We start from the raw sequence: 20,993 nt of genomic DNA on the forward strand, positions 1-20,993 counted from the left end.
GTCACAGCCCCATCGCCACGGCCAGACAGACTGCGGCAACAATCAGCGCACGGCGGATCAACGCGGCGGAAAACACCAGGTGGAGACCGGTCTGGACGGGGAAGCGACCGTCAGCCATCAGCTTCTCATCATGCTTCAGGTACTGGCCGGGGCGGGCTTTGGGGAAAAGCGAACGGTCAAGCCAGTAGCCCAGCACAGCCGCCAGCGAGATGAGCGACAGCTTGTAGACAACCACCGGCAGCTGCTGGGGCGAGACCAGACCGATGGTGCCGAGCAACAGCACAGAGGTCAGCAGCCAGCCGCTGAGGCGGGGCTTTTTAACAGGGGGAATGAATTTTTTCAGGTTTTTCATGAGTGTCTCCTTGTTGTGTGGGAGACAGCATCACAAATGTGGCGGGATACGGATTTTAAAGCGCGTTATAAGTGTTCGCAGAGGGAAGCGGCCAGAATGGTGGCACACAAAACACAGGGGAGGCAAGCACGATGACTGAACCGAAACAGCCAGGTTTTAAAAAAGGGTTCCTCTTTGGGATCAGGACCGGAGAGAAAAATAAAACTTACACGCTAAGCGTGGATGCATGTTGCCCAACCGAAGCGATTGCAGAACTGAAAAACGCGCTGGATGCACTTGAAGAGAGAAGAAGTCATTTCGCCAGCGGAGAAAACAACGTCATGATGATTGGCAATGTGGCGGCGACATCACGATTTAAAGCCGCACCTAATCCTGCTACTCAGTTATCCTGCGACCAACGAATACTGGAAGCGGAATCAGCAGTTCCCAGAACGGTTCTTCCTCACCAGTCTTAACCGGGGCCGCTTCTCCCGACCAGTAAAGCCAGGCCCGGTGATACAGTTCCAGCACCGGGCAATCACTGTTCAATAACCTCATATCTCCGCGATGCACCGGCTCATCTGTGATGACTTCATATATCGGTGCCGTTCTGATTTCCTCTTCGCCTCTCTCATCGGCCAGTAATCCCCGAAACTTCCTGACTTCACTCAGATGCTGACAGGCAAACAGTGACTGATAGCGGGAGGGTTTGTCAGGAAAATGGCTACGGCGAACTAACTCAAACACCAGACCGACCAGCAGACTTCTGCTGACTCCGCTGTCATCTTCCATTTTAGGGCCGGGGTTATAGAGATAGTTATGACCGTGCTTGGAAAGACCATCGGGATACATCTGATGAAGGAAAGCGGCCAGCTCCGGCACTTCAGGTTCGTATTTTCCGGTAATTACATGGCAAGGCGAAGGCAGACGATTAGCGGAATCAAGTGTGTAATACGTTCCCATTCAGAAAACAATCCTTATCGAACAAACACTGCACGTAGGTTACACATCCAGTAAATTGCGTTAATAGAAAACAGTTATCCATAAACCGCATCCTGGCAGTGAAAGAACGACCAGCCCGGTGCTCGAACACCGGACTGGTCATCAACCCACAGGTATGTGCTGTGAGCCGACCAGGGTTCAGTCAGTCTCGCGAGACCAGACTAGCCTGCCATATTTTCACTGATTGCAAAAGGCTTACGGATAATGAAAGAACAATCTTTGCCCATCGTTCCCTGGATTGGCGGTAAACGTCGTCTGGCGAAGCATATTTTACCGTTGTTTCCGGCCCATACCTGCTATGTGGAGCCGTTCTGCGGAGCAGCTGCGCTTTATTTTCTTAAGGCACCCAGCACGATCGAAGTCATTAACGATATCAACGGCGAACTGGTGAATCTGTATCGGGTGGTAAAACATCACCTGGAAGAGTTTGTTCGGCAGTTCAAATGGGCACTGGTCAGCCGTCAGATTTACAAATGGCTGCAGGATACTCCGGAAGATACGCTCACCGACATTCAGCGGGCGGCCCGGTTCTACTACCTTCAGAAGCAGGCGTTTGGTGGTAAGGTCGCCGATCACACTTTCGGAACATCCACCACCAGTGCTCCGCGCTTCAACCTGCTGCGTATCGAAGAAGAACTGTCAATGGCGCACCTGCGCCTGTCGAGAACGCTAATTGAGCATCTGGACTGGCATCAGTGCATAGAGCGCTATGATCGCCCGCATACGCTGTTCTACTGTGACCCGCCGTACTGGGGAACAGAAGGCTACGGCGTGGATTTTCCAATAGGCAACTATATCCGAATGGCGACGCTGGCCAGAAGCATCAAGGGGAAAATGATTATATCGGTGAACGACATCCCTGAAATGCGACAAGCTTTTAACGGGCTAAACATTCAGTCGGTGGATATTAGCTACAACCTGAAAGTAACGGGCAAGGCTACGCCACGGAAAGAATTGGTGATTTGTAACTTTTAATTAAATAAAATCGTTAAAAACCATCCATGCTCGGACCATTTAATAATAGGTAACATCATGAAATTAAAGATAGTTGTACTTGTTGCATCTCTTGCAGTTACCGGAAACTCACTAGCTGATGATGTAATGAAGGGAGAGTTTCATTCGCTTCAGGAGTGTTTATCCGCCATCAAACTCAAGGGTGGTGAGCCTTTGAAAATCGTGCAGGACACTCCGGATAAGGTGACTGGAATGTTGCCAAACGATGAAGCTTTTGGCTGTGAGAAGAAAGAAACTGGAACTAAAGGAACTTACTTCGAGGGTTGGTTCACAGTAAAAGACTAATGTTTCACGCATGGCAAGGCGCTTTAGTCCTTGCCATATCACTTTTTTAAACCTTTACTCCGAAAAGCAGCCAGATCAACAACATCCCCTTTACTGAGGTGCTTACGTGATACCTCACTTTATCCAGCATATTTATTGGGTTTTGGTTGAGCGAGGACTTTGCCAACCTCAAGAATAGCCCTCCGCTGCTCAGGACTCATTTCATCAAACGCATCCATCAGAGCCTGCTTCTCTGTTGATATTCCCTGCACCAATGAAGTTTTATCCCCCAGGATAAATTGTTCACCTACACCGGTAAGAAGCCAATTGAGGTTTATACCCAATTGTGTGCATAGCTTTGTTAGACCTGCAATATTCGGCTCCCTGTCGCCATTCAAATAGCTTTGGGCTGTACGGTAGGGTAGCTCGCAAATCTCAGCAAACTCTTTGATTGAGCTGATTTTCTTTTCTTTCAGTACGTCTTTTAATCGCTCGGCTATACACATTTGCGTCTCTTTCGTTGCTTTATACACGTTTGTGTATATAATCTATCACACATAAGGCAAACATCATTGCATCAACAAAGGAGACAACGATGACTGCAGAACAAGTCAAATCACTCTTCCGTCAGCGCGGTGTCACGTTCACCCGCTGGGCAGAAGAAAACGGCTACAGCCGCAATGAGGTCTACCGTGTTCTTAACGGTTTCACCAAAGCCCGTTACGGCAAATCCCACGAAATTGCCGTGAAGCTGGGTCTGAAACCAGATTCAAATGCGGCATAACGTTTTAGCCCATGTAACAGATTATCACATATCGCAAAAAGGGGAATGTGACATGAGTAAGGCAAATATTTCCAGTTCTGGCTCTCGCATTCTGCGTGTCCTTAAAGCTCTGCGCGGTCACGCTCTGAACGGTGTTTCTAACGGTGAACTGGCATCAGCTCTGGGCGAGTCCCCGGCAAATATCAATCGGGCACTCAATACCCTTATCGAGGAAGGCCTTGCGCTGAAACTGGATAACGGACGTTTTGCTCCAGGAGTCCAGCTATTACAAATCGCCATGGCGCATAGCACCGAGATGGCGCGGGCACAGGATCGAATCAATGAAATTAACCAGCGCGTTATGGCTGGCAGTCGCTAAGGAGTTGACATGGGACGCACAAAAGTACAACAAGTTGAATTAGTGGAAGATGTACCACTGACCGATGACCTCAGTGTCAGCCTTAACGCCATGACCGAACATCGCATCGAAATCATGCAGCAATTTGGTGATGGTCTGCCGTATGAACGTGATCGAATTATTCACGAAGCTCGCTTTTATATGGCTCAGAGTGCTGAGTCTATGCTCGAAGCCGGTAAGCGTTTAGTGATACTGAAAGAGAATGAGCCACATGGGGAGTTTATCAACGTCCTAGAAAATGAACTTGGCTTACCATACCGAACCTCCGTAAGGATGATGCAGGCTGCTACTAAATATTTATCTCCCACACTGAAATCAAATGTGCCAGCGCTGGCACATTTGGGTAAAACAAAACTATTCGAATTGATAGCAGAGGACGACGAAGAACTATCAGAGTTAGCCGAAGGTGGCACAATTGCAGGCTTAACCCTCGATGATATCGATCGCATGACCAGCCGCGAACTCCGGGTTGCATTACGCGAAGCCCGCGAAACCAACGCAGCACAGCAGCGTGTGCTTGCCGACAAGAACGAAAAAATTGACACGCTTTCCACGAAGCTTGAGAAAAAATCCCGTGTCCAGCCCCCGAAACCTGACGAAGAAGTGAAAAAGCTGCGGGCGGAAGTGACGGGGTTAGCGGTCGAAGCGGAGTCTGCCATCGCTGTCCGACTGTCCAGTGCCTTTGAAACCTTATGTGCCTACTGTGCTGAAAATACCATTGATACGCCCAAAGACTTTATGGCGGGTCTGGTCTGCGAGCTGGAGCGCGCGGCCAGCAACCTGCGCGCCACCTTTGACCTGCCGGATGAGCTGACAGGCAACGTTGCCCCTTCATGGCTGACTGAACCGACGCCGAAGATTAACGGGCAGGAGGCATAACCGATGAGTGCCGCCCTGACTGAACGACTGGTTTATGTTGCCCGCGCGGCACGTGATGCGGGGCATGGTAAGCGCGGTGCAATTTACGAGGCCGCATGCGCCGAACTGGGCCTGTCCCGCGCCACCCTGCTACGCAAGCTGAAGGAGGTATCAGTGACTGACAAACGTAAAAAACGCGCTGACGCCGGGCGCAGTGCCCTGAGCCGCGACGAAGCCGCGCTGATATCTGCCACGCTGCGCGAAGCTACCCGTAAAAACGGAAAGCGTCTGTACTCCATCGCCGATGCGGTGGAGACCCTGCGGTCAAACGGCTTTATCTCCGCTGGCAGAACGGACGAGGCGACGGGCGAGTTTTTCCCGCTGTCTGAGGACACCATCAGCCGCGCCCTGCGCAACTATGGTCTGCACCCGGAACAGCTGGACGCACCGGCACCGTCCTCCGAGATGGCGAGTCTGCACCCCAACCATGTCTGGGAGATTGATGCGTCGCTTTGTACGCTTTACTACCTGAGCAACGGCCACAAGGGGCTGCAGGTGATGGACAGCGCGAAGTTCTACAAAAACAAGCCTGCTAACGTCGCGCGTATCGCAAGCGACCGCGTATGGAGTTACGAGATTACCGACCATACCAGCGGCTGGATTTACGTTGAGTACGTGATGGGCGCGGAGTCCGGCGAGAACCTTTGCTCCGTCCTTATTAATGCGATGCAGGAGCGCGGTGGTGCGGATGTGCTGCACGGCGTACCGAAAATACTCTACCTCGACCCCGGCTCGGCGAACACCGCCGGTATGACGAAAAACATGTGCCGCTCGCTGGGCGTTGACCTGATAGCGCACAAGCCGCATAACGCCCGCGCCACCGGGCAGGTGGAAAAGGCGCGTGACATTATCGAGCGCAAGCTGGAGCCGGGCCTGAAGTTCCAGCCGGTTCACAGTCTGGAAGAGCTGAACGCGCTGGCCGTGAAATGGCGCAGCCACTTTAATGCCACTGCGGTCCACAGTCGCCACCGTAAAACACGCACGGATATCTGGCTGAAAATCACCGCTGAGCAGCTGAAAAAAGCGCCATCCGTTGAGGTCTGCCGCGAGCTGGCGGTGGCAGCACCTGAACTCCGTAAGGTCACGCCAAAACTGCGTGTCTCGTTCCGGGGCGTTGAGTATGACGTGTCGGCGGTACCGGGCGTGCTGGTTGGTGAAAAGCTGATGATTACCCGTAACCCATGGCGCAGCGATGTGGCGCAGGTGGTACTGACCGGCGAAGACGGCCACGAAACCTTCCTGCTGATTGATGAGGTCAGAAAGAACGAGTTTGGCTTTGCCGAAAGCGCGGCGGTGTTTGGCGAAAGCTATAAAGCCCTGCCGGAGACCCCGGCGCAGACGGCAGCAAAAGAAATCGAAGAGCTGGTCACCGGCACGGATAACGCCGCCGATGCAGCTGCTGCGCGTAAGGCGAAGGCGCTGCCGTTCGGCGGGAAGCTTGACCCGTATAAACATATCGACGACACCACGCTTCCAGCCTATATGCCTAAGCGTGGTCAGGCTTCAGACGTGCGCGGCCCGCGTATCGAGCAGCGTCCGCTGACCCATGTGGAGGCGGCGAAAGCCCTGCGCGAGAGGTTCTCGGCCTGCGGTCAGGCCTGGACACCGGAGCATTACCGCCAGTTAGCGGCGCAGTACCCTGATGGTGTGCCGGAAGCTGCGCTGGATGAGGTGATGGCCACGCTGATCACCCCGGCCCGCAGCAGCGTTATCAGCATCGTTAACGGCAACTAAGGAGGACAACATGCTGGTACTGAAACAACAACTTAAAGAGGCCCGTATCCCGCAGGCGGTGGTTGCAAGAGCCGTCGCCGTCTCCGAGGCTACGCTTGCCCAGATTGTGAACCATAACGAGTGGCCCCGCACCAGCCCGGAGGAAGTACGTCAGCGTCTGGCGTCTTATCTGGAAAGTCAGGGGATTGATACAGCGAAGAGTTTTGATGCTGCACAGGGCGCTGCCACGCCCCGCACAGCGGGTACAACCAACCTCAGTGAGGAAGAGAACATGTTACTCAAAAAGCAGGTGTTATTTCCAGCAACTAAAAAAGCGTTTGGCCTTTTCCGTGACCCGTTCGCCGATGAGGCCATGCAGGGTGCGGACGACGTGTTCACCACGCCGGATATCCGCTACGTGCGTGAGGCGCTGTTCCAGACCGCCCGCCACGGTGGTTTTATCGCGATTATTGCCGAGTCCGGCGCGGGTAAATCCACGCTGCGCCGCGACATGATTGAACGCATCAACCGCGAAAATGCGCCAGTGGTGGTTATCGAACCGTACATCATCGCCATGGAAGACAACGACGTGAAGGGTAAAACCCTGAAGGCAGCGGCTATCGCCGAGGCCATCATCAGCACTATCGCGCCGCTGGAAAACATCAAGCGCAGCCAGGACGCTCGCTTCCGTCAGCTGCACCGTGTCCTGAAGGACAGCAGCCAGGCGGGTTTCAGCCACGTTCTGGTGATTGAAGAGGCCCATAGTCTGCCCATCCCGACGCTGAAGCACCTCAAGCGCTTTTTTGAGCTGGAGTCCGGCTTCAAAAAACTGCTGTCCATCGTGCTGATTGGCCAGCCTGAACTGGCGGACAAGCTGTCCGAGCGCAACATGGAAGTGCGTGAAGTCGTGCAGCGCTGCGAGGTGGTTGAACTGCTGCCGCTGGACAACAGCCTCGAAGAGTTTCTGGCGTTCAAGCTGCAACGCGCCGGTAAGCAGCTGGCCGACGTCATGGACGCCAGCGCGGTGGACGCTATCCGCGCCCGCCTGAGCAATCTTGGCAGTAGCCGTAAAAGCATGGTCAGCCTGCTGTATCCGCTGGCCGTCAGTAACCTGGTGATAGCCGCCATGAATCTGGCCGCTGAAATCGGGGTTCCACAGGTCAACGCCGACGTTGTCAAAGGGGTTTAGCCATGAAAACCATCATTGATATCAACCAGCAGATGAACAAGGTCCAGTCCGCCATTATGGCGCTTAACGCGATGAATACCACCGTGCAGAGCGTCATGATTGCGGGCAGTAAGCCGGTTATCCGTATCGCCCGCAACGGCCACTGCGCCCGCCTGCTGGAACAGGGCAAGGCAAGCTATACCCACGTTGGCCATGACGGTTCGGGGCGCTTTCGTCAGGGTGTCTTTGAGTTGCATGGCTGCCGTATTACCTGGTCAGAGTCATTACATTAACCATAAGGTGAACGAAGATGAACGAAGTAAATAAAGAAGACTACATGAAAGACCGCAAGGGGCGCCTGGTGCCGATTAATCAGGTATCTGACTATGACCTTGCCATGGACTCTTTCGTCCGGGAGCAGGTCGCTGCGGCGAAAGTCAAAAGCGCTGACCTCAGCGACTTCAAGCAACGCGCTTTCGACGAGTGCTATGCATGGCTTGACCTTGTGGCTGAGAAGTACGGCAGAACACGCGGCGGGGCCAAAGGTAACGTGACCTTCAGCAGTTTTGATGGTAGCGAGCAAATCACTATCCGCGTGCAGGAAACCCTGACGTTCGGGCCTGAACTGCAGATTGCCAAAGACCTGATTGACGAATGCGTTACCGAATGGTCTGAAGGCGCGAACGACAATCTGCGGGCCATTATTGCCGACGCCTTCCAGGTGGACAAAGAAGGCCAGCTCAATACCGGACGTATTCTGTCCCTGCGCCGCGTCAAAATCCAGGACGAGCGCTGGAGCCGGGCAATGGAGGCCATATCGGAATCACTGCAGGTGGCCATGTCCAAAACCTATATTAATTTCCGGGAGAAAAATAAGCACGGGAAGCTAATTAATATCCCGTTAGATATCGCTGCCATTTAATTTTAATTCAATTTCTTTTTATTTCGGCGTCAGAGCTGTGGGCTTCTGCACGCCGAAAACCACACAGAGGTATAAATCATGGGTATTAAATGCAGAAATTGTGAGGCCAGTGTTGAGACCCTGAACTTCAGCAAAGCCAGCGTGGTGTTCTCCGACCGGCACCACGTTCCGGCAGTGCGCATCGTCCTGGTATGCCCTCACTGCAGCCAGCATTACCTTACAGACGTTCCCTTAATGGAGTTCGAACCCTGTGAGGTGAATATGGGTTTTGCCTCTCCGGAGGTACCCGATGAAAATTAATATCTCAGAGGCAACCTGTTTAGAACGAATTAAGGCTCTGAACGCAGATAACCAGCGAATTGTACGGATTAATCTCGGGATACTTAAAGCGGCTCGCAGTGAAATACTGGCCCATGTTGCGATAAACGGAAAAGGCGTAATGACAGATATGGTGCTCAATATGCTGGATATCGCTATTAAAGAGGGCCGGTAATCATGTGGATACTTATTTTGTGGATGTTCACATCAGGTACTGAAGGCGAAGGGCTGGTCATAACATCTCTGGAATTTACTACTGAAAGCGCCTGCAGGGCGGCATTCCAGGAAGTTAAACGCGTCAATGCCGGTGAAATTTATCTTCGTGGTGTGTGCACACCAAAGGACTAAACCATGCCAATGACTGATAAAGAAAAAGTGCTGGAAAAGTTAAAAAAACTGCTGGCGCTGTCGAAATCTGATAATCCCCACGAAGCCTCACTGGCACTGCAGCGTGTTCAAAAACTGATGCAGGCATATGGCATCACCCGTGACGATATCGCGCTCAGCGATATAGATGAAAGCATCAGTAACTACTGGGCTGCAGGCAGCGTCAATCCACCACGTTACATGCTGGGGCTGCTGGGCATCATCCAGGCCGCTTTTGGTGTTGAATCTATTATCCATTCAGGCCACAAACCCAGCGTTGGTTTTTACGGCAATAAAGACCGCGTTGAGCTGGCGTCTTATACCTGGGATGTTCTCGCCAGACAACTCATCGCGGCGCGGAAAAACTATATCGGGCAGCAGAATAAAAGAATCAAAAGCACAACGAAGACCAGCCGGGGCGACAAATTTGCCGAAGGTTGGGTACTGGCCGTGCGCAGTGAAGTGCAATTTTTTGCTATGACCCGTGAGGAGCGGGAGCTGTCTAGTCTCTGGCTTGAACAGAAATACCCGGATTCTGGTAAAACCACTGGTCGTGAGGCTGGTAAATCGCGTGATGCGGATATGTCCCGTAACCATGGTTATCAGGAAGGGGAGAATGTCAGGCTGCATCAGCCCGTCAGCGGGCAGGAACAGCGGAAACTGAGGAGCGGCTTATGATAGCTAATACTGTTGTATGCGCCCTGTTCTGGTATAGCCTCGTGGGCTGGTGTACCGCGGACCTGCATCGTTATACGGGCTTTTGTTCACGATACAGCGGAGCCAAATACTGGATTAGCTGGGCGGTGATGTTCATGTTCTGGCCGGTGGCCCTTCCTTTATATGTTGACTATATCAGGGGGAAGTCAAAGGGGGAGAACGATGATGACTAAACAACGCCTCATTCAGCTTATTCATATTGCCCGTAACGATCTGCATATGGACGAGGATACTTACCGGCAGATGCTGCAGGGGCTGACGGGTAAAGCCTCCACGAAAGGAATGGACGTCACGCAGCTTAACCGCGTCATGGAGTCTATGAAGAATAAGGGCTTTTGCATTAAGCCTGCGGGAAAAGCCCGGTCCGGTTTATCGCTTGATACCCACCCGCAGTCGAAGAAAATCCGTGCATTGTGGCTTGAAATGGCCTCTGCTGGCATCGTTCGCGACAGTTCTGAGCAGGCGCTGGCGCTCTGGGTTAAACGTGAAACCGGTGTCAGTGCGTTACGCTGGCTCGGCAGTGACCAGGCCAGTAGCGTAATAGAGAAACTGAAGAAGTGGCAACGCAGGGCCACGGGGGGAAAACTATGAGCGATATGAGTCAGTTTCGTAGTAAGGGGCCGGAGCTGCTGGTTGAACTGGCGCAGCATACCTCAGAGACCGTCCGTGAGATTATCGATATTGACCCCGCCGTTGCCGATCAGATTGGTGAGGCTGTCGCTAACCGCATGATGCAGGTCTGGGGCGGGCAAAACGTCTATTTCCCGATGGGGATGGTCTGGAAAGTCAGCCAGCGCGACAGGGAAATCTTCCAGGAGTTTGACGGGCGCAACCATCATGAACTGGCCCGCAAGTTTGGCGTTTCTCTGCAGTGGGTCTACAGCGTGGTGAAGCGGGTAAGAAAAGAAGAGCTGGATCGGATGCAGGGAAAACTGTTTGATGGTGACCCCGATGCCAACATCGGGAAAAAGGAGTAAACTCTGAAATCAGGCTGGTGCGAGCTTTGTTTTTTTCGGGCCGGTCTGATTTTCACATACTGTAAGATTATTGCATATTCCATCCAGTCTCTTCCCATGTCGACCCAGTTCTTCCCATAATTATCTCACTAACTCCCTGTCATTTATCTCAAGTCTAATCACCGGGTGTTCAAATTTATCCAGACGTTCATTACCAGCAAACGTCCGATCTTGTCGGGCGGGCGTTACGACCCGACAACGTGGACGCTCGAACCCGAAACGCTGCCTTTTGGCGCGCCGCTGGGCCTGATTGCCGGGCAAACCTGTCAGTTTGCGCTTCAGCCAATCGTTGAGCCTTCGGAAGGGAAGATCAGCTCTCTTGAGGCCCTTATCCGCGGCAATGACGGCGGCAGCCCGGAGCAATTCTTCCGCACCCTTGACCCGGACACCCTCTACCAGGTCGATCTCCAGACGAAAGCGTATGCCTTTGCGCTGGCGGAAAAGATGGGCATTGGCAGCCATAAAATTGCGGTAAACCTGCTGCCGATGTCGCTGGTGAATGTCCCTGGCGCAGTAGAATTTCTGGTCGATCACATTAAAAAACACGGGCTTCAGCCAGAGCAGGTTGTGCTTGAAATCACTGAAAACGAAATGATATCCGGACTTAACCAGTTCAACAGCGCCATTAAGCAGCTTCGCGGCGAGGGAGTGGGCATGGCGATCGATGATTTTGGTTCCGGCTATGCCGGCCTCTCTCTGCTGACGCGCTTCCAGCCGGATAAAATTAAAATCGACCGGGAAATTGTCAGCAATATTCACCTCAGCGGCCCAAAACAGGCGATTGTGCGCTCTATCATCAGCTGCTGCTCCGATCTTGAAATCACCCTGGTGGCGGAAGGTATCGAGAAAATAGAGGAGTGGTGCTGGCTCGAATCTGCCGGGATCCGACGCTTTCAGGGATTCCTGTTTGCCCGGCCGCAGCTGAATGGCGTCGGCGATATCCACTGGCCGCATCTGGCGCGTTAAGTCAAATTTCCCTCCCGTTATTTCCCCTTAGCCCGGCCTGTGCTTAAATGGCTAAAACGGTTTAACTTTGTTTAGCTATGAGGATCACATGAAAAAAATCTGGGTACTTGGCGACGCGGTAGTGGATCTGCTGCCCGATGGAGAAGGTCGATTACTGCAGTGTCCCGGCGGCGCGCCGGCGAACGTCGCGGTCGGTATTGCCCGGCTGGGCGGCCAGAGCGCCTTTATCGGCAGGGTTGGCGACGATCCTTTCGGGCGCTTTATGGCGAAAACGCTCGCTGACGAGCGGGTTGACGTGACGTGGATGCGCCTTGACCCGGCGCACCGCACCTCAACGGTGGTGGTCGATTTGGACGACCACGGCGAGCGAGCGTTTACCTTTATGGTGCGCCCGAGCGCCGATCTGTTTCTCGAACCCGCCGACCTGCCGTCGTTCAGCGCCGGGGAGTGGCTGCATGTCTGCTCCATCGCCTTAAGCGCCGAGCCGAGCCGTACTGCGACATTTCAGGCGATGGCCGCCATCCGGGAGGCGGGCGGTTACGTCAGTTTCGACCCGAATATTCGCCCGGATCTCTGGCCGGATGAGAACGCACTTCACCGCTGTCTTGAACAGGCGCTGCAAAGCGCTGACGTGGTGAAACTTTCGGTAGAAGAACTGGCCTTTTTCACCGGCAGCGCGGAGGTCAACGGCGGTCTGGAGGTGCTGATGCAGCGCTGCCCGGCGCGTCTGGTGCTGGTTACCCAGGGAAAAGCGGGCGTAACAGCGTGGCATGAAGGTACCGTAAAACACTACCCGGCAACGCCTGTGCAGTGCGTCGATACGACCGGTGCGGGCGATGCTTTTGTGGCGGGGCTGCTCTACGGGCTGGCCGCCGGACAGGACCTGACGCCGGTTATCGCGCTCGCCCAGCGCTGCGGCGCGCTGGCCACCACGGCCAAAGGGGCGATGACCGCGTTGCCCTGGCAGCACGATCTGTAAATCCTTCCTTCACAGGCCGTCATTCGATGGCCTGAATTGTCGCCCCGATCACACTTACTAAAACGGTTTAGCAAAAAAGATTGTCGATCCAAAATCGAGAGGTTTAGTATCAGCAACCTAAACCGGTTTAGCAATTTAGCACGTTTAATAACTTCTTTTAGGGATGCGACAAAATGTATAAGAAACGCAGACTTGCCGTGATGATAGGCATGCTGGCCGGAAGTACCTCTGTTTTTGCCCAAACGGATATGACAAGTATCGAAGCGCGTCTTGCCGCGATGGAACAGCGCCTTCAGGCTGCGGAAACGCGTGCCCAGGTGGCTGAAAAACGCGCCACGGAGGCCGAACAAAAAACGCAGCAGCTGGTTGCCGCGCAGCAGCAGGCGCAAACCACGACCCAGGAGGTGGCACAGCGTACCACCGCCCTGGAGAAGAAGGCGGACCAAAGCGGCGGGTTTGAGTTTCACGGCTACGCTCGTTCCGGCCTGCTGATGAACGACGCGGCCTCCAGCAGCAAAAGCGGCCCTTACCTGACTCCGGCCGGGGAAACCGGCGGTGCGGTGGGGCGTCTGGGTAACGAAGCTGATACCTACGTTGAGCTTAACCTTGAGCACAAACAGACGCTGGACAACGGCGCGACCACGCGCTTTAAAGCGATGCTGGCCGACGGCCAGAGAACCTATAACGATTGGTCAGCCGATACCAGCGACCTCAATATTCGCCAGGCTTTCGCGGAGCTGGGCAATCTGCCTGATTTTACCGGCGCGCTGAAGGGCAGCACCTTCTGGGCGGGTAAACGCTTCGACCGCGATAACTTTGATATCCACTGGCTGGATTCCGACGTGGTGTTCCTGGCCGGTACCGGCGGCGGCGTTTATGACGTGAAATGGAACGATTCGCTGCGCAGCAACTTCTCCATTTATGGCCGCAACTTCGGCAGCGTGGAGCAGACCGACAATAACGTTCAGAACTATATCCTCACCATGAACCACTTCGCCGGGCCGCTCCAGCTGATGGTGAGCGGCCTGCGGGCGAAGGATAACGACGACCGTAAGGACGCCAACGGCGATCTCATCAAAACGGACGCCGCCAATACCGGCGTTCATGCCCTGATTGGGTTGCATAATGACAGCTTCTACGGCCTGCGCGAAGGGACCGCTAAAACGGCGCTGCTGTACGGTCACGGGCTGGGTGCGGAAGTGAAAAGCATCGGCTCCGACGGCGCGCTGCTGTCTGAAGCCGATACCTGGCGCTTTGCAAGTTACGGTGTCACGCCGATCGGCGGTGGCTGGAGCGTTGCGCCCGCCGTATTGGCGCAGAGCAGTAAGGATCGCTACGTCAAGGGCGACAGCTATGAATGGGTGACGCTCAACACCCGCCTGATCAAAGAGGTGACCCAGAACTTTGCCCTGGCGTTTGAGGGCAGCTATCAGTACATGGATTTGCACCCGGAAGGCTATAAGGACCGCAACGCCGTCAACGGCAGCTTCTACAAGCTGACCTTTGCGCCAACCTTAAAAGCGAGCAAAATCGGCGATTTCTTCAGCCGTCCGGAGCTGCGCCTGTTTGCCACCTGGATGGACTGGAGCAGCAAACTGGATCATTACGCCAGCGATGATGCCTTTGGCAGCTGCGGCTTCAACGCCGGCGGGGAATGGAACTTTGGGGTCCAGATGGAAACCTGGTTTTAACCCATCACGCTCCCGCCTGGCGGGGGCGTTTCGCACATCATAAAAAGAAGTCAGGCAGAGGTGTCTATGGATTTTAATCAAATCGCCCGCGAGCTCATTCCGCTGCTCGGTGGCAAGGAAAATATCGCCAGCGCGGCGCACTGCGCAACGCGTCTTCGTCTGGTGCTGGTCGATGACGCGCTGGCCGACCAGCAGGCGATCGGCAAGGTTGACGGCGTGAAGGGCTGCTTCCGTAACGCCGGACAGATGCAGGTGATTTTTGGCACGGGCGTGGTCAACAAGGTTTACGCCGCGTTTATTCAGGCGGCGGGGATCGGCGAATCCAGTAAATCGGAGGCTGCGGATCTGGCGGCGCGCAAGCTGAACCCGTTCCAGCGCATTGCACGTCTGCTCTCCAACATCTTTGTGCCGATCATCCCCGCGATTGTCGCCTCCGGCCTGCTGATGGGCCTGCTCGGCATGGTGAAAACCTACGGCTGGGTCAATGCGGATAACGCCCTCTACATCATGCTGGACATGTGCAGCTCGGCGGCGTTTATCATTCTGCCTATTCTGATTGGCTTTACCGCCGCGCGGGAGTTTGGCGGCAACCCGTATCTGGGCGCGACGCTGGGCGGCATTCTGACGCACCCGGCGCTGACCAATGCCTGGGGCGTAGCCTCCGGTTTCCACACCATGAACTTCTTCGGCCTTGAGGTCGCGATGATTGGCTACCAGGGCACGGTGTTTCCGGTGCTGCTGGCCGTCTGGTTTATGAGCATCGTGGAGAAAAACCTGCGCCGCGTAATTCCGGATGCCTTAGACCTGATCCTGACGCCGTTCCTCACCGTGGTGATCTCCGGCTTCATCGCCTTGCTGATTATTGGTCCGGCAGGGCGCGGGCTGGGCGACGGCATCTCCTTTATCCTGAGCACCTTAATTGAACACGCGGGCTGGCTGGCCGGGCTGCTGTTCGGCGGGCTTTACTCGGTGATTGTGATCACCGGTATTCACCACAGCTTCCACGCGATTGAAGCCGGGCTGCTGGGCAACCCGTCGATTGGCGTGAACTTCCTGCTGCCGATCTGGGCCATGGCGAACGTGGCGCAGGGCGGCGCGTGTCTGGCGGTGTGGTTCAAAACCAAAGACGCCAAAATCAAAGCTATTACCTTGCCGTCGGCGTTTTCTGCGATGCTGGGCATCACCGAAGCGGCCATTTTTGGTATCAACCTGCGCTTCGTTAAGCCGTTTATCGCCGCGCTGATCGGCGGCGCGGTGGGCGGGGCCTGGGTGGTCTCCGTGCATGTCTACATGACGGCCGTCGGGCTGACCGCCATTCCGGGCATGGCCATCGTTCAGGCCAGCTCGCTGCTGAACTATATTATCGGCATGGTGATTGCCTTCGGCGTGGCGTTTACCGTCTCGCTGCTGCTGAAATATAAAACGGATGCTGAATAATGACGTTACCTTCCCGCTGGCCTGCGATCCTGCAGGCCGTTATGAAAGGCCAGCCGCGGGCGCTGGCGGATAGCCACTATCCGCAGTGGCACGCCGCGCCGGTGACGGGGCTGATGAACGACCCGAACGGGTTCATCTGGTTTGCCGGTCGCTACCATCTGTTCTATCAGTGGAACCCGCTGGACTGCGCGCATCGGTTTAAGTGCTGGGGGCACTGGAGCTCTGCGGATCTTGTGCACTGGCGGCACGAGCCGCTGGCGCTGATGCCCGACGAAGCGTATGACCGCAACGGCTGCTACTCCGGTAGCGCCGTGGACAACCAGGGCGTGCTGACGCTGTGCTACACCGGCAACGTCAAGTTCGATGACGGCAGCCGTACGGCCTGGCAGTGCCTGGCCGTGGAACAGCCGGACGGAAGCTTTAAGAAGCTGGGACCGGTGCTGGCGCTGCCGGAAGGCTACACCGGTCACGTGCGCGACCCGAAGGTGTGGCAGCACGACGGCGCGTGGTACATGGTGCTGGGCGCGCAGGATGTGCAAAAGCGCGGCAAGGTGCTGCTGTTTACATCAGCCGATCTGCACGCCTGGACGTCCTGCGGGGAGATCGCAGGCCACGGGGTTCACGGCCTGAAGGATGCGGGGTATATGTGGGAGTGTCCGGACCTGTTCGCGCTCGACGACACGCACGTGTTGATCTGCTGCCCTCAGGGACTGGCGCGCGAGCCGCACCGCTATCTCAACACCTATCCGGCGACCTGGGTGAGCGGGGCGTTTGACTATTCCACCGCCCGGTTCGATCACGGAGACCTGCACGAGCTGGACGCGGGCTTTGAGTTCTACGCCCCGCAAACGACGCTGGCGGAAGACGGCCGCCGCATTCTGATCGGCTGGATGGGCGTCCCGGACGGAGAAGAGATGCTTCAGCCAACCCGGGCGCACGGCTGGATGCACCAGATGACCTGTCCGCGCGAACTGCGCTATCGCGACGGCAGGCTCTGGCAGACCCCGGCGCGCGAGCTGGCGGCGCTGCGTGAAGAGGAACAGGGCTGGCAGGGACGCGCCAGCAATGCGCCTCTTCTGGACGCGACGCGCCTGGAGTTTGAGCTCAGCGCATCGCAGGTGAGCGTCGATTTTGCCGGCGCGCTGCGCCTCACGCTCGATGTGCAGGGTATACGCCTGGAACGCGCGAGCCTGGACACCGGTGAAACGCTGAACCGCTACTGGCAGGGCGACGTTCGCCATTTGCGCGTGCTGTGCGACCGCTCCAGCGTCGAAATTTTCATTAACCACGGCGAAGGGGTAATGAGCAGCCGCTATTTTCCTGACCATCCGGCCCGGGTGCGTTTCGAAGGTGCGTCCGATATCACATTACGCTACTGGTCGCTGCGCGCCTGCATGATAGAATGAGGGTTTTGGCAGCCGGATCTAAGTCGTTGTGAGAAAAACAAAACGCGTCACCATTAAAGACATCGCGGAGCTGGCGGGGGTATCAAAAGCCACCGCCAGCCTGGTCCTGAACGGGCGCAGCAAAGAGCTTCGCGTGGCGGAAGAGACGCGCGAGCGCGTGCTGGCGATCGCCAAAGAGCATCACTATCAGCCCAGCATTCACGCCCGGTCGCTGCGCGATAACCGCAGCCACACCGTTGGCCTGGTTGTGCCGGAGATCACCAACTACGGCTTCGCCGTCTTTTCTCACGAGCTGGAAACGCTGTGCCGCGAGGCGGGCGTTCAGCTGCTGATCTCCTGCAGCGATGAAAATCCGGGGCAGGAGACGGTGGTGGTGAACAACATGGTGGCGCGTCAGGTCGACGGGCTGATTGTCGCCTCCAGCATGCTCAATGATGCGGACTACCTGAAGCTCAGCGAGCAGCTCCCCGTGGTGCTGTTTGACCGCCATATGAACGACAGCGCGCTGCCGCTGGTGATCACCGACTCCATTACGCCAACGACGGAGCTGGTGGCGGACATTGCGCGCCAGCATCCGGATGAATTCTATTTTTTGGGCGGGCAGCCCCGCCTTTCGCCGACGCGCGACCGTCTGGACGGGTTTAAGCAAGGTTTGCGTGAGGCTGGAGTAGCGCTGCGCCCGGAGTGGATCATTCACGGCAACTATCACCCAAGTTCCGGGTACGAGATGTTCGCCGAGCTCTGCGCCCGCCTGGGGCGTCCGCCGAAAGCGCTGTTCACCGCCGCCTGCGGGCTGCTGGAAGGGGTGCTGCGCTATATGGGCCAGCATAACCTGCTGCAAAGCGATATCAGGTTAGCCAGCTTTGACGATCACTATCTCTACGATTCGCTGACGATCCCGGTGGATACCATCCGCCAGGATAACCGCCAGCTGGCGTGGCACTGCTTTGATTTGATTGGCAAACTGATCGAGGGTGAGACCCCGGAACCGCTGCAACGGAAGCTGGATGCTACCCTGCAGCGACGCTATAAGTCAGCGAAATAGCCCGACCTGATACTTCAATAACTTTAATTAATTTAAGTTTTGGAATGGCCGATAACCATAAGGAATAATTCTCCTTGAGGTATTGGTTTATGTCGTTGAAAAAGTCGTCACTGATTGTCCTGTTCTCGCTGCTTTTCTTCTTTGTCGTCAGCACCGTTACCAGCGTTGGCCTCATCATTAAAAGTAATAATTCGCTGGATAACGTCAACAAAGAGATTCAGGTCGTGCTGTCCATTATCGACCCCATCAACCACAGCCGTACGCTGCGCGTTAGGGTGATGGAGTATGTGAAGATGGTGGAAGCGGGCAATACTGCCGACGAGTCTGCAAAGCTATCTGCAGTAAAAGAGGCCCTGACCAAAGCGGATCGCGCCTTTGCGGCCTTTATGGCGTCGCCGCGTCTATCGGATGAAGCGCCGCTGGTAAGCGCCTATCAGGACGCCTGGCAAAACTACCGCAACCAGGGGCTGGCGCCGCTCATCGACGCCGCCGAGGCGCACGATGTCGCTAAATTTAACGCGCTGATCCCGGAAGTTTCCCGCCTTGACCGCCAGTACGAGATCGTTCTCGACCAGGTCCTTTCCGTCCACCAGAAATACGCCAAAAGCCTGAACGAAGACGCGAGCAGTAACTTCGTCTCTGGCCTGGCGATCATTGCCGCTATCGCCAGCCTGTTTGTGCTGGTGATAGTTGCCGTCAGCATCTTCATGAAGCGCTTCGTCTTCGCGCCGGTCAACCTGGCGCGCGAGCACTGTAGCCAGATTGCGGCAGGCAAGCTGGACGTTCCGGTGCCGGTGAAGGGCAGTGTACATAACGAAATCGACCAACTGATGGGCTCGATGGAGCAGATGCGTCAGGCGCTGCTGGCGACCATCGCCCAGGTACGCGATGCGAGCCACACCGTGACGCACGCGGCCCAGGAGATTGCCTCCGGCAATATCGACCTCGCATCACGCACCGAGCAGCAGGCTTCCGCCTTAACCCAGACGGCGGCCAGCATGGAAGAGCTGAGCGCGACGGTGGCGAACAATACCGACAACGTGTATCAGGCCGGAAAGCTGGTCCAGGACGCGGTGAACAATGCCCATACCGGCGAAGCGGTGACCCGCGAGGTGATCGACACGATGAATACCATCGCGGCGAACTCGAAGCGCATTGAAGACATTACCAGCGTGATCAACAGCATCGCCTTCCAGACCAACATTCTGGCGCTGAACGCCGCGGTTGAAGCGGCGCGAGCCGGCACGCAGGGGCGCGGCTTTGCGGTCGTGGCCAGCGAAGTGCGCACCCTGGCGCAGAAAAGCGCGGTGGCGGCCAAGGACATCGAAAGCCTGATCGCGCAGTCGGTCTCCAGCGTGAAAAACGGTGCGGAGCTGGTCAACCGCTCGGGCGAGGTGATTGACTCGATTATTTTGTCGGTGAACAAAGTGAATACGCTGATGGAGCAGATCTCCGTGGCTTCGGAAGAGCAGAGCCGCGGGATAAGCCAGGTCGGCCAGGCGGTGACCGAGATGGACGGCGTGACCCAGCAGAACGCCGCGCTGGTGCAACAGTCCGCTGCGGCAGCGGCTTCGCTGGAAGAACAGGCGCAGCAGCTGTCGCGGAGTATTTCGAGCTTTAGGTTGCCGGTGCAGGCTTGATTGATGGTAGGAGGCTCCTGAGGGAGCCTTATCTTTGGTAGGTGTAATGGAGAAGCCGTACCAGACAGGACTTCACAAAATGCGGTGTTCACATCCTCTCAATAATTCCAGCGAAGCGTTCATGTTCTGTGCGGATGAAGTTAACGTCATGAAAAGTGGAATGAAGCGATAACGTCCATTAAGATGGCCGCAGGATAAACCCAAAAGGAAACCTGGAAATGGCGGTTGGATTAATTACAGACGAGCCCGGACGTTTCTACACCTTCCAGTCTACATTGCCAGTCGGTGAATATTTCGAATTTCGCCCCCGCAATCCTCCACTGAACTCAAAGCCCATTGTTGATGATGAAAGCGGGATGTGTATTGGTTATTCCGTCGCTCAGGCTCCCGGTTTATGGCAGATTTATGATGCCGACGGCAGGTTTGTCAGGCTGGAAGAAGCGCCATTAGAAGCTCCCCTGATTGACCCAACAGACCTCGCTCTCATTGCATTTGGTGCATTTCGTCTCTTTCGGGCAGGTAAGGCGTTACTGGAAAGTGGTGTCAAATCCGCCGTAACTGTGAGACTCAGTGAGGCTACCATCAGTCTTTTGCGTGGCCGCCTTAAAATGGGCTTATCAGCTCGCGCACTCAGGATGAGTGAGTCATCGGCAAAACACATGTTGACCCCAGGTCGTTATGTGCCTTTACAGATTCAGGAGAAAGCCATTCGTTATGGCATAAGAACGCCGGACCCTCTCAAAAAGCCAGGGCTTTTCCGTTACGAGGCTCGTATGTATAAGCTTGTAGAAGACAGGCAAAATAAAGGCACTTATATTTATAAGGCTTACCGTCTTGAGGTTTTGGTCAGGGAAGCTGACTGGACTATCATGCATTTTCAGTACATGCCGTAAGGGGGG

26 protein-coding genes and 1 pseudogene are annotated in these 20,993 nt (G+C 55.5%); 24 read left to right on the top strand and 3 right to left on the bottom strand.

The genetic code is table 11. The annotated features are described in order from the left end of the window. Position 1: 1 nt before the first annotated feature. Positions 2 to 352, bottom strand: a complete 351-nt coding sequence (locus tag L6R44_RS02745) for a putative holin (protein ID WP_237423164.1) — start codon at positions 350 to 352, stop codon at positions 2 to 4. A 131-nt stretch (positions 353 to 483) separates the two neighbouring features. On the opposite strand from L6R44_RS02745, the gene L6R44_RS02750 reads away from it, so the two are divergent. Then, positions 484 to 807, top strand: coding sequence for a hypothetical protein (locus tag L6R44_RS02750; RefSeq protein WP_237423165.1), 324 nt, complete (start codon positions 484 to 486; stop codon positions 805 to 807). Here L6R44_RS02750 and L6R44_RS02755 read toward each other — a convergent pair. Continuing rightward, on the bottom strand, positions 728 to 1,294 hold the full coding sequence (locus L6R44_RS02755; protein ID WP_059386490.1) for a DUF2441 domain-containing protein: 567 nt from the start codon (positions 1,292 to 1,294) through the stop codon (positions 728 to 730). The genes L6R44_RS02750 and L6R44_RS02755 overlap by 80 nt on opposite strands. Positions 1,295 to 1,537: 243 nt before the next feature. Between L6R44_RS02755 and L6R44_RS02760 the strand changes: the two genes are divergently transcribed. Both L6R44_RS02760 and L6R44_RS02765 read left to right on the top strand, forming a co-directional pair. Next, a complete protein-coding gene (locus tag L6R44_RS02760) occupies positions 1,538 to 2,308 on the top strand; it encodes a DNA adenine methylase (protein ID WP_237423166.1) in 771 nt (256 codons plus the stop codon). Positions 2,309 to 2,365: 57 nt separating this feature from the next. Further along, entirely contained in the window at positions 2,366 to 2,632 is a 267-nt protein-coding gene (locus L6R44_RS02765) for a hypothetical protein (protein WP_237423167.1), read from the top strand. Positions 2,633 to 2,751: 119 nt separating this feature from the next. Here L6R44_RS02765 and L6R44_RS02770 read toward each other — a convergent pair whose 3' ends face one another. Continuing rightward, a complete protein-coding gene (locus tag L6R44_RS02770) occupies positions 2,752 to 3,117 on the bottom strand; it encodes a helix-turn-helix domain-containing protein (RefSeq protein WP_237423168.1) in 366 nt (121 codons plus the stop codon). Positions 3,118 to 3,206: 89 nt separating this feature from the next. Between L6R44_RS02770 and L6R44_RS02775 the strand changes: the two genes are divergently transcribed. The 21 genes and pseudogenes from L6R44_RS02775 to L6R44_RS02875 all read left to right on the top strand — a co-directional run bounded on the left by L6R44_RS02775 (position 3,207) and on the right by L6R44_RS02875 (position 20,987). Further along, positions 3,207 to 3,395, top strand: coding sequence for a DNA-binding protein (locus L6R44_RS02775; RefSeq protein ID WP_032438825.1), 189 nt, complete (start codon positions 3,207 to 3,209; stop codon positions 3,393 to 3,395). A gap of 52 nt (positions 3,396 to 3,447) precedes the next feature. Continuing rightward, positions 3,448 to 3,753: a helix-turn-helix domain-containing protein gene (locus tag L6R44_RS02780; RefSeq protein WP_114683027.1), complete on the top strand. Its 306-nt coding sequence runs from the start codon at positions 3,448 to 3,450 to the stop codon at positions 3,751 to 3,753. Positions 3,754 to 3,762: 9 nt separating this feature from the next. Then, positions 3,763 to 4,671 (top strand): DUF3102 domain-containing protein, encoded by a 909-nt coding sequence (locus L6R44_RS02785; protein WP_237423169.1) that lies wholly within the window; start codon positions 3,763 to 3,765, stop codon positions 4,669 to 4,671. 3 nt (positions 4,672 to 4,674) lie between these two features. Further along, complete coding sequence (locus tag L6R44_RS02790; protein ID WP_237423170.1) at positions 4,675 to 6,444, top strand: DDE-type integrase/transposase/recombinase; 1,770 nt, start codon at positions 4,675 to 4,677, stop codon at positions 6,442 to 6,444. Between the two features lie 10 nt (positions 6,445 to 6,454). Beyond that, a complete protein-coding gene (locus tag L6R44_RS02795) occupies positions 6,455 to 7,612 on the top strand; it encodes an ExeA family protein (protein WP_237423171.1) in 1,158 nt (385 codons plus the stop codon). A 2-nt stretch (positions 7,613 to 7,614) separates the two neighbouring features. Continuing rightward, positions 7,615 to 7,884, top strand: a complete 270-nt coding sequence (locus L6R44_RS02800; RefSeq protein WP_237423172.1) for a hypothetical protein — start codon at positions 7,615 to 7,617, stop codon at positions 7,882 to 7,884. 17 nt (positions 7,885 to 7,901) lie between these two features. Further along, positions 7,902 to 8,513, top strand: a complete 612-nt coding sequence (locus L6R44_RS02805; RefSeq protein ID WP_237423173.1) for a DUF3164 family protein — start codon at positions 7,902 to 7,904, stop codon at positions 8,511 to 8,513. Positions 8,514 to 8,591: 78 nt separating this feature from the next. Next, entirely contained in the window at positions 8,592 to 8,813 is a 222-nt protein-coding gene (locus tag L6R44_RS02810) for a hypothetical protein (RefSeq protein WP_237423174.1), read from the top strand. After that, positions 8,803 to 9,006, top strand: coding sequence for a hypothetical protein (locus L6R44_RS02815; RefSeq protein ID WP_237423175.1), 204 nt, complete (start codon positions 8,803 to 8,805; stop codon positions 9,004 to 9,006). Before L6R44_RS02810 ends, L6R44_RS02815 begins: the two co-directional genes overlap by 11 nt. Before the next feature lie 182 nt (positions 9,007 to 9,188). Next, positions 9,189 to 9,875: a DUF2786 domain-containing protein gene (locus tag L6R44_RS02820; RefSeq protein WP_442876497.1), complete on the top strand. Its 687-nt coding sequence runs from the start codon at positions 9,189 to 9,191 to the stop codon at positions 9,873 to 9,875. Then, positions 9,872 to 10,087 carry a hypothetical protein gene (locus tag L6R44_RS02825; protein ID WP_237423177.1) on the top strand — a complete coding sequence of 72 codons (216 nt, stop codon included), beginning with the start codon at positions 9,872 to 9,874 and terminating at the stop codon, positions 10,085 to 10,087. The genes L6R44_RS02820 and L6R44_RS02825 overlap by 4 nt, the downstream gene beginning before the upstream one ends. Beyond that, positions 10,077 to 10,505 (top strand): gp16 family protein, encoded by a 429-nt coding sequence (locus L6R44_RS02830; protein ID WP_237423178.1) that lies wholly within the window; start codon positions 10,077 to 10,079, stop codon positions 10,503 to 10,505. Before L6R44_RS02825 ends, L6R44_RS02830 begins: the two co-directional genes overlap by 11 nt. Then, positions 10,502 to 10,891, top strand: coding sequence for a Mor transcription activator family protein (locus tag L6R44_RS02835; RefSeq protein WP_237423179.1), 390 nt, complete (start codon positions 10,502 to 10,504; stop codon positions 10,889 to 10,891). Before L6R44_RS02830 ends, L6R44_RS02835 begins: the two co-directional genes overlap by 4 nt. A 144-nt stretch (positions 10,892 to 11,035) precedes the next feature. After that, positions 11,036 to 11,896 (top strand): annotated as a pseudogene (locus tag L6R44_RS02840) (EAL domain-containing protein); the annotation flags it as partial. Positions 11,897 to 11,984: 88 nt separating this feature from the next. Next, the gene (locus tag L6R44_RS02845; RefSeq protein WP_237423180.1) at positions 11,985 to 12,875 is read left to right on the top strand and encodes an aminoimidazole riboside kinase; all 891 of its coding nucleotides are present in this window, start codon (positions 11,985 to 11,987) and stop codon (positions 12,873 to 12,875) included. 173 nt (positions 12,876 to 13,048) lie between these two features. Next, positions 13,049 to 14,566: a carbohydrate porin gene (locus L6R44_RS02850; protein ID WP_237423181.1), complete on the top strand. Its 1,518-nt coding sequence runs from the start codon at positions 13,049 to 13,051 to the stop codon at positions 14,564 to 14,566. A gap of 66 nt (positions 14,567 to 14,632) precedes the next feature. Further along, entirely contained in the window at positions 14,633 to 16,003 is a 1,371-nt protein-coding gene (locus tag L6R44_RS02855) for a sucrose-specific PTS transporter subunit IIBC (protein ID WP_237423182.1), read from the top strand. Then, complete coding sequence (locus tag L6R44_RS02860; protein ID WP_237423183.1) at positions 16,003 to 17,409, top strand: sucrose-6-phosphate hydrolase; 1,407 nt, start codon at positions 16,003 to 16,005, stop codon at positions 17,407 to 17,409. The genes L6R44_RS02855 and L6R44_RS02860 overlap by 1 nt, the downstream gene beginning before the upstream one ends. 28 nt (positions 17,410 to 17,437) lie before the next feature. After that, a complete protein-coding gene (locus L6R44_RS02865) occupies positions 17,438 to 18,454 on the top strand; it encodes a LacI family DNA-binding transcriptional regulator (protein WP_237423184.1) in 1,017 nt (338 codons plus the stop codon). Positions 18,455 to 18,543: 89 nt separating this feature from the next. Then, positions 18,544 to 20,094, top strand: coding sequence for a methyl-accepting chemotaxis protein (locus L6R44_RS02870; RefSeq protein WP_237423185.1), 1,551 nt, complete (start codon positions 18,544 to 18,546; stop codon positions 20,092 to 20,094). A gap of 218 nt (positions 20,095 to 20,312) precedes the next feature. Continuing rightward, on the top strand, positions 20,313 to 20,987 hold the full coding sequence (locus L6R44_RS02875; RefSeq protein ID WP_237423186.1) for a hypothetical protein: 675 nt from the start codon (positions 20,313 to 20,315) through the stop codon (positions 20,985 to 20,987). Positions 20,988 to 20,993: the final 6 nt, after the last annotated feature.

The organism is Enterobacter cloacae complex sp. ECC445 (assembly GCF_021892025.1).
GTDB classification, from domain to species: domain Bacteria; phylum Pseudomonadota; class Gammaproteobacteria; order Enterobacterales; family Enterobacteriaceae; genus Enterobacter; species Enterobacter chengduensis.

Coding starts and splice junctions, on each gene's coding strand:
- L6R44_RS02745 (WP_237423164.1), bottom strand. CDS start 352: ATGAAAAACCTGAAAAAATTCATTCCCCCTGTTAAAAAGCCCCGCCTC.
- L6R44_RS02750 (WP_237423165.1), top strand. CDS start 484: ATGACTGAACCGAAACAGCCAGGTTTTAAAAAAGGGTTCCTCTTTGGG.
- L6R44_RS02755 (WP_059386490.1), bottom strand. CDS start 1,294: ATGGGAACGTATTACACACTTGATTCCGCTAATCGTCTGCCTTCGCCT.
- L6R44_RS02760 (WP_237423166.1), top strand. CDS start 1,538: ATGAAAGAACAATCTTTGCCCATCGTTCCCTGGATTGGCGGTAAACGT.
- L6R44_RS02765 (WP_237423167.1), top strand. CDS start 2,366: ATGAAATTAAAGATAGTTGTACTTGTTGCATCTCTTGCAGTTACCGGA.
- L6R44_RS02770 (WP_237423168.1), bottom strand. CDS start 3,117: ATGTGTATAGCCGAGCGATTAAAAGACGTACTGAAAGAAAAGAAAATC.
- L6R44_RS02775 (WP_032438825.1), top strand. CDS start 3,207: ATGACTGCAGAACAAGTCAAATCACTCTTCCGTCAGCGCGGTGTCACG.
- L6R44_RS02780 (WP_114683027.1), top strand. CDS start 3,448: ATGAGTAAGGCAAATATTTCCAGTTCTGGCTCTCGCATTCTGCGTGTC.
- L6R44_RS02785 (WP_237423169.1), top strand. CDS start 3,763: ATGGGACGCACAAAAGTACAACAAGTTGAATTAGTGGAAGATGTACCA.
- L6R44_RS02790 (WP_237423170.1), top strand. CDS start 4,675: ATGAGTGCCGCCCTGACTGAACGACTGGTTTATGTTGCCCGCGCGGCA.
- L6R44_RS02795 (WP_237423171.1), top strand. CDS start 6,455: ATGCTGGTACTGAAACAACAACTTAAAGAGGCCCGTATCCCGCAGGCG.
- L6R44_RS02800 (WP_237423172.1), top strand. CDS start 7,615: ATGAAAACCATCATTGATATCAACCAGCAGATGAACAAGGTCCAGTCC.
- L6R44_RS02805 (WP_237423173.1), top strand. CDS start 7,902: ATGAACGAAGTAAATAAAGAAGACTACATGAAAGACCGCAAGGGGCGC.
- L6R44_RS02810 (WP_237423174.1), top strand. CDS start 8,592: ATGGGTATTAAATGCAGAAATTGTGAGGCCAGTGTTGAGACCCTGAAC.
- L6R44_RS02815 (WP_237423175.1), top strand. CDS start 8,803: ATGAAAATTAATATCTCAGAGGCAACCTGTTTAGAACGAATTAAGGCT.
- L6R44_RS02820 (WP_442876497.1), top strand. CDS start 9,189: ATGACTGATAAAGAAAAAGTGCTGGAAAAGTTAAAAAAACTGCTGGCG.
- L6R44_RS02825 (WP_237423177.1), top strand. CDS start 9,872: ATGATAGCTAATACTGTTGTATGCGCCCTGTTCTGGTATAGCCTCGTG.
- L6R44_RS02830 (WP_237423178.1), top strand. CDS start 10,077: ATGATGACTAAACAACGCCTCATTCAGCTTATTCATATTGCCCGTAAC.
- L6R44_RS02835 (WP_237423179.1), top strand. CDS start 10,502: ATGAGCGATATGAGTCAGTTTCGTAGTAAGGGGCCGGAGCTGCTGGTT.
- L6R44_RS02845 (WP_237423180.1), top strand. CDS start 11,985: ATGAAAAAAATCTGGGTACTTGGCGACGCGGTAGTGGATCTGCTGCCC.
- L6R44_RS02850 (WP_237423181.1), top strand. CDS start 13,049: ATGTATAAGAAACGCAGACTTGCCGTGATGATAGGCATGCTGGCCGGA.
- L6R44_RS02855 (WP_237423182.1), top strand. CDS start 14,633: ATGGATTTTAATCAAATCGCCCGCGAGCTCATTCCGCTGCTCGGTGGC.
- L6R44_RS02860 (WP_237423183.1), top strand. CDS start 16,003: ATGACGTTACCTTCCCGCTGGCCTGCGATCCTGCAGGCCGTTATGAAA.
- L6R44_RS02870 (WP_237423185.1), top strand. CDS start 18,544: ATGTCGTTGAAAAAGTCGTCACTGATTGTCCTGTTCTCGCTGCTTTTC.
- L6R44_RS02875 (WP_237423186.1), top strand. CDS start 20,313: ATGGCGGTTGGATTAATTACAGACGAGCCCGGACGTTTCTACACCTTC.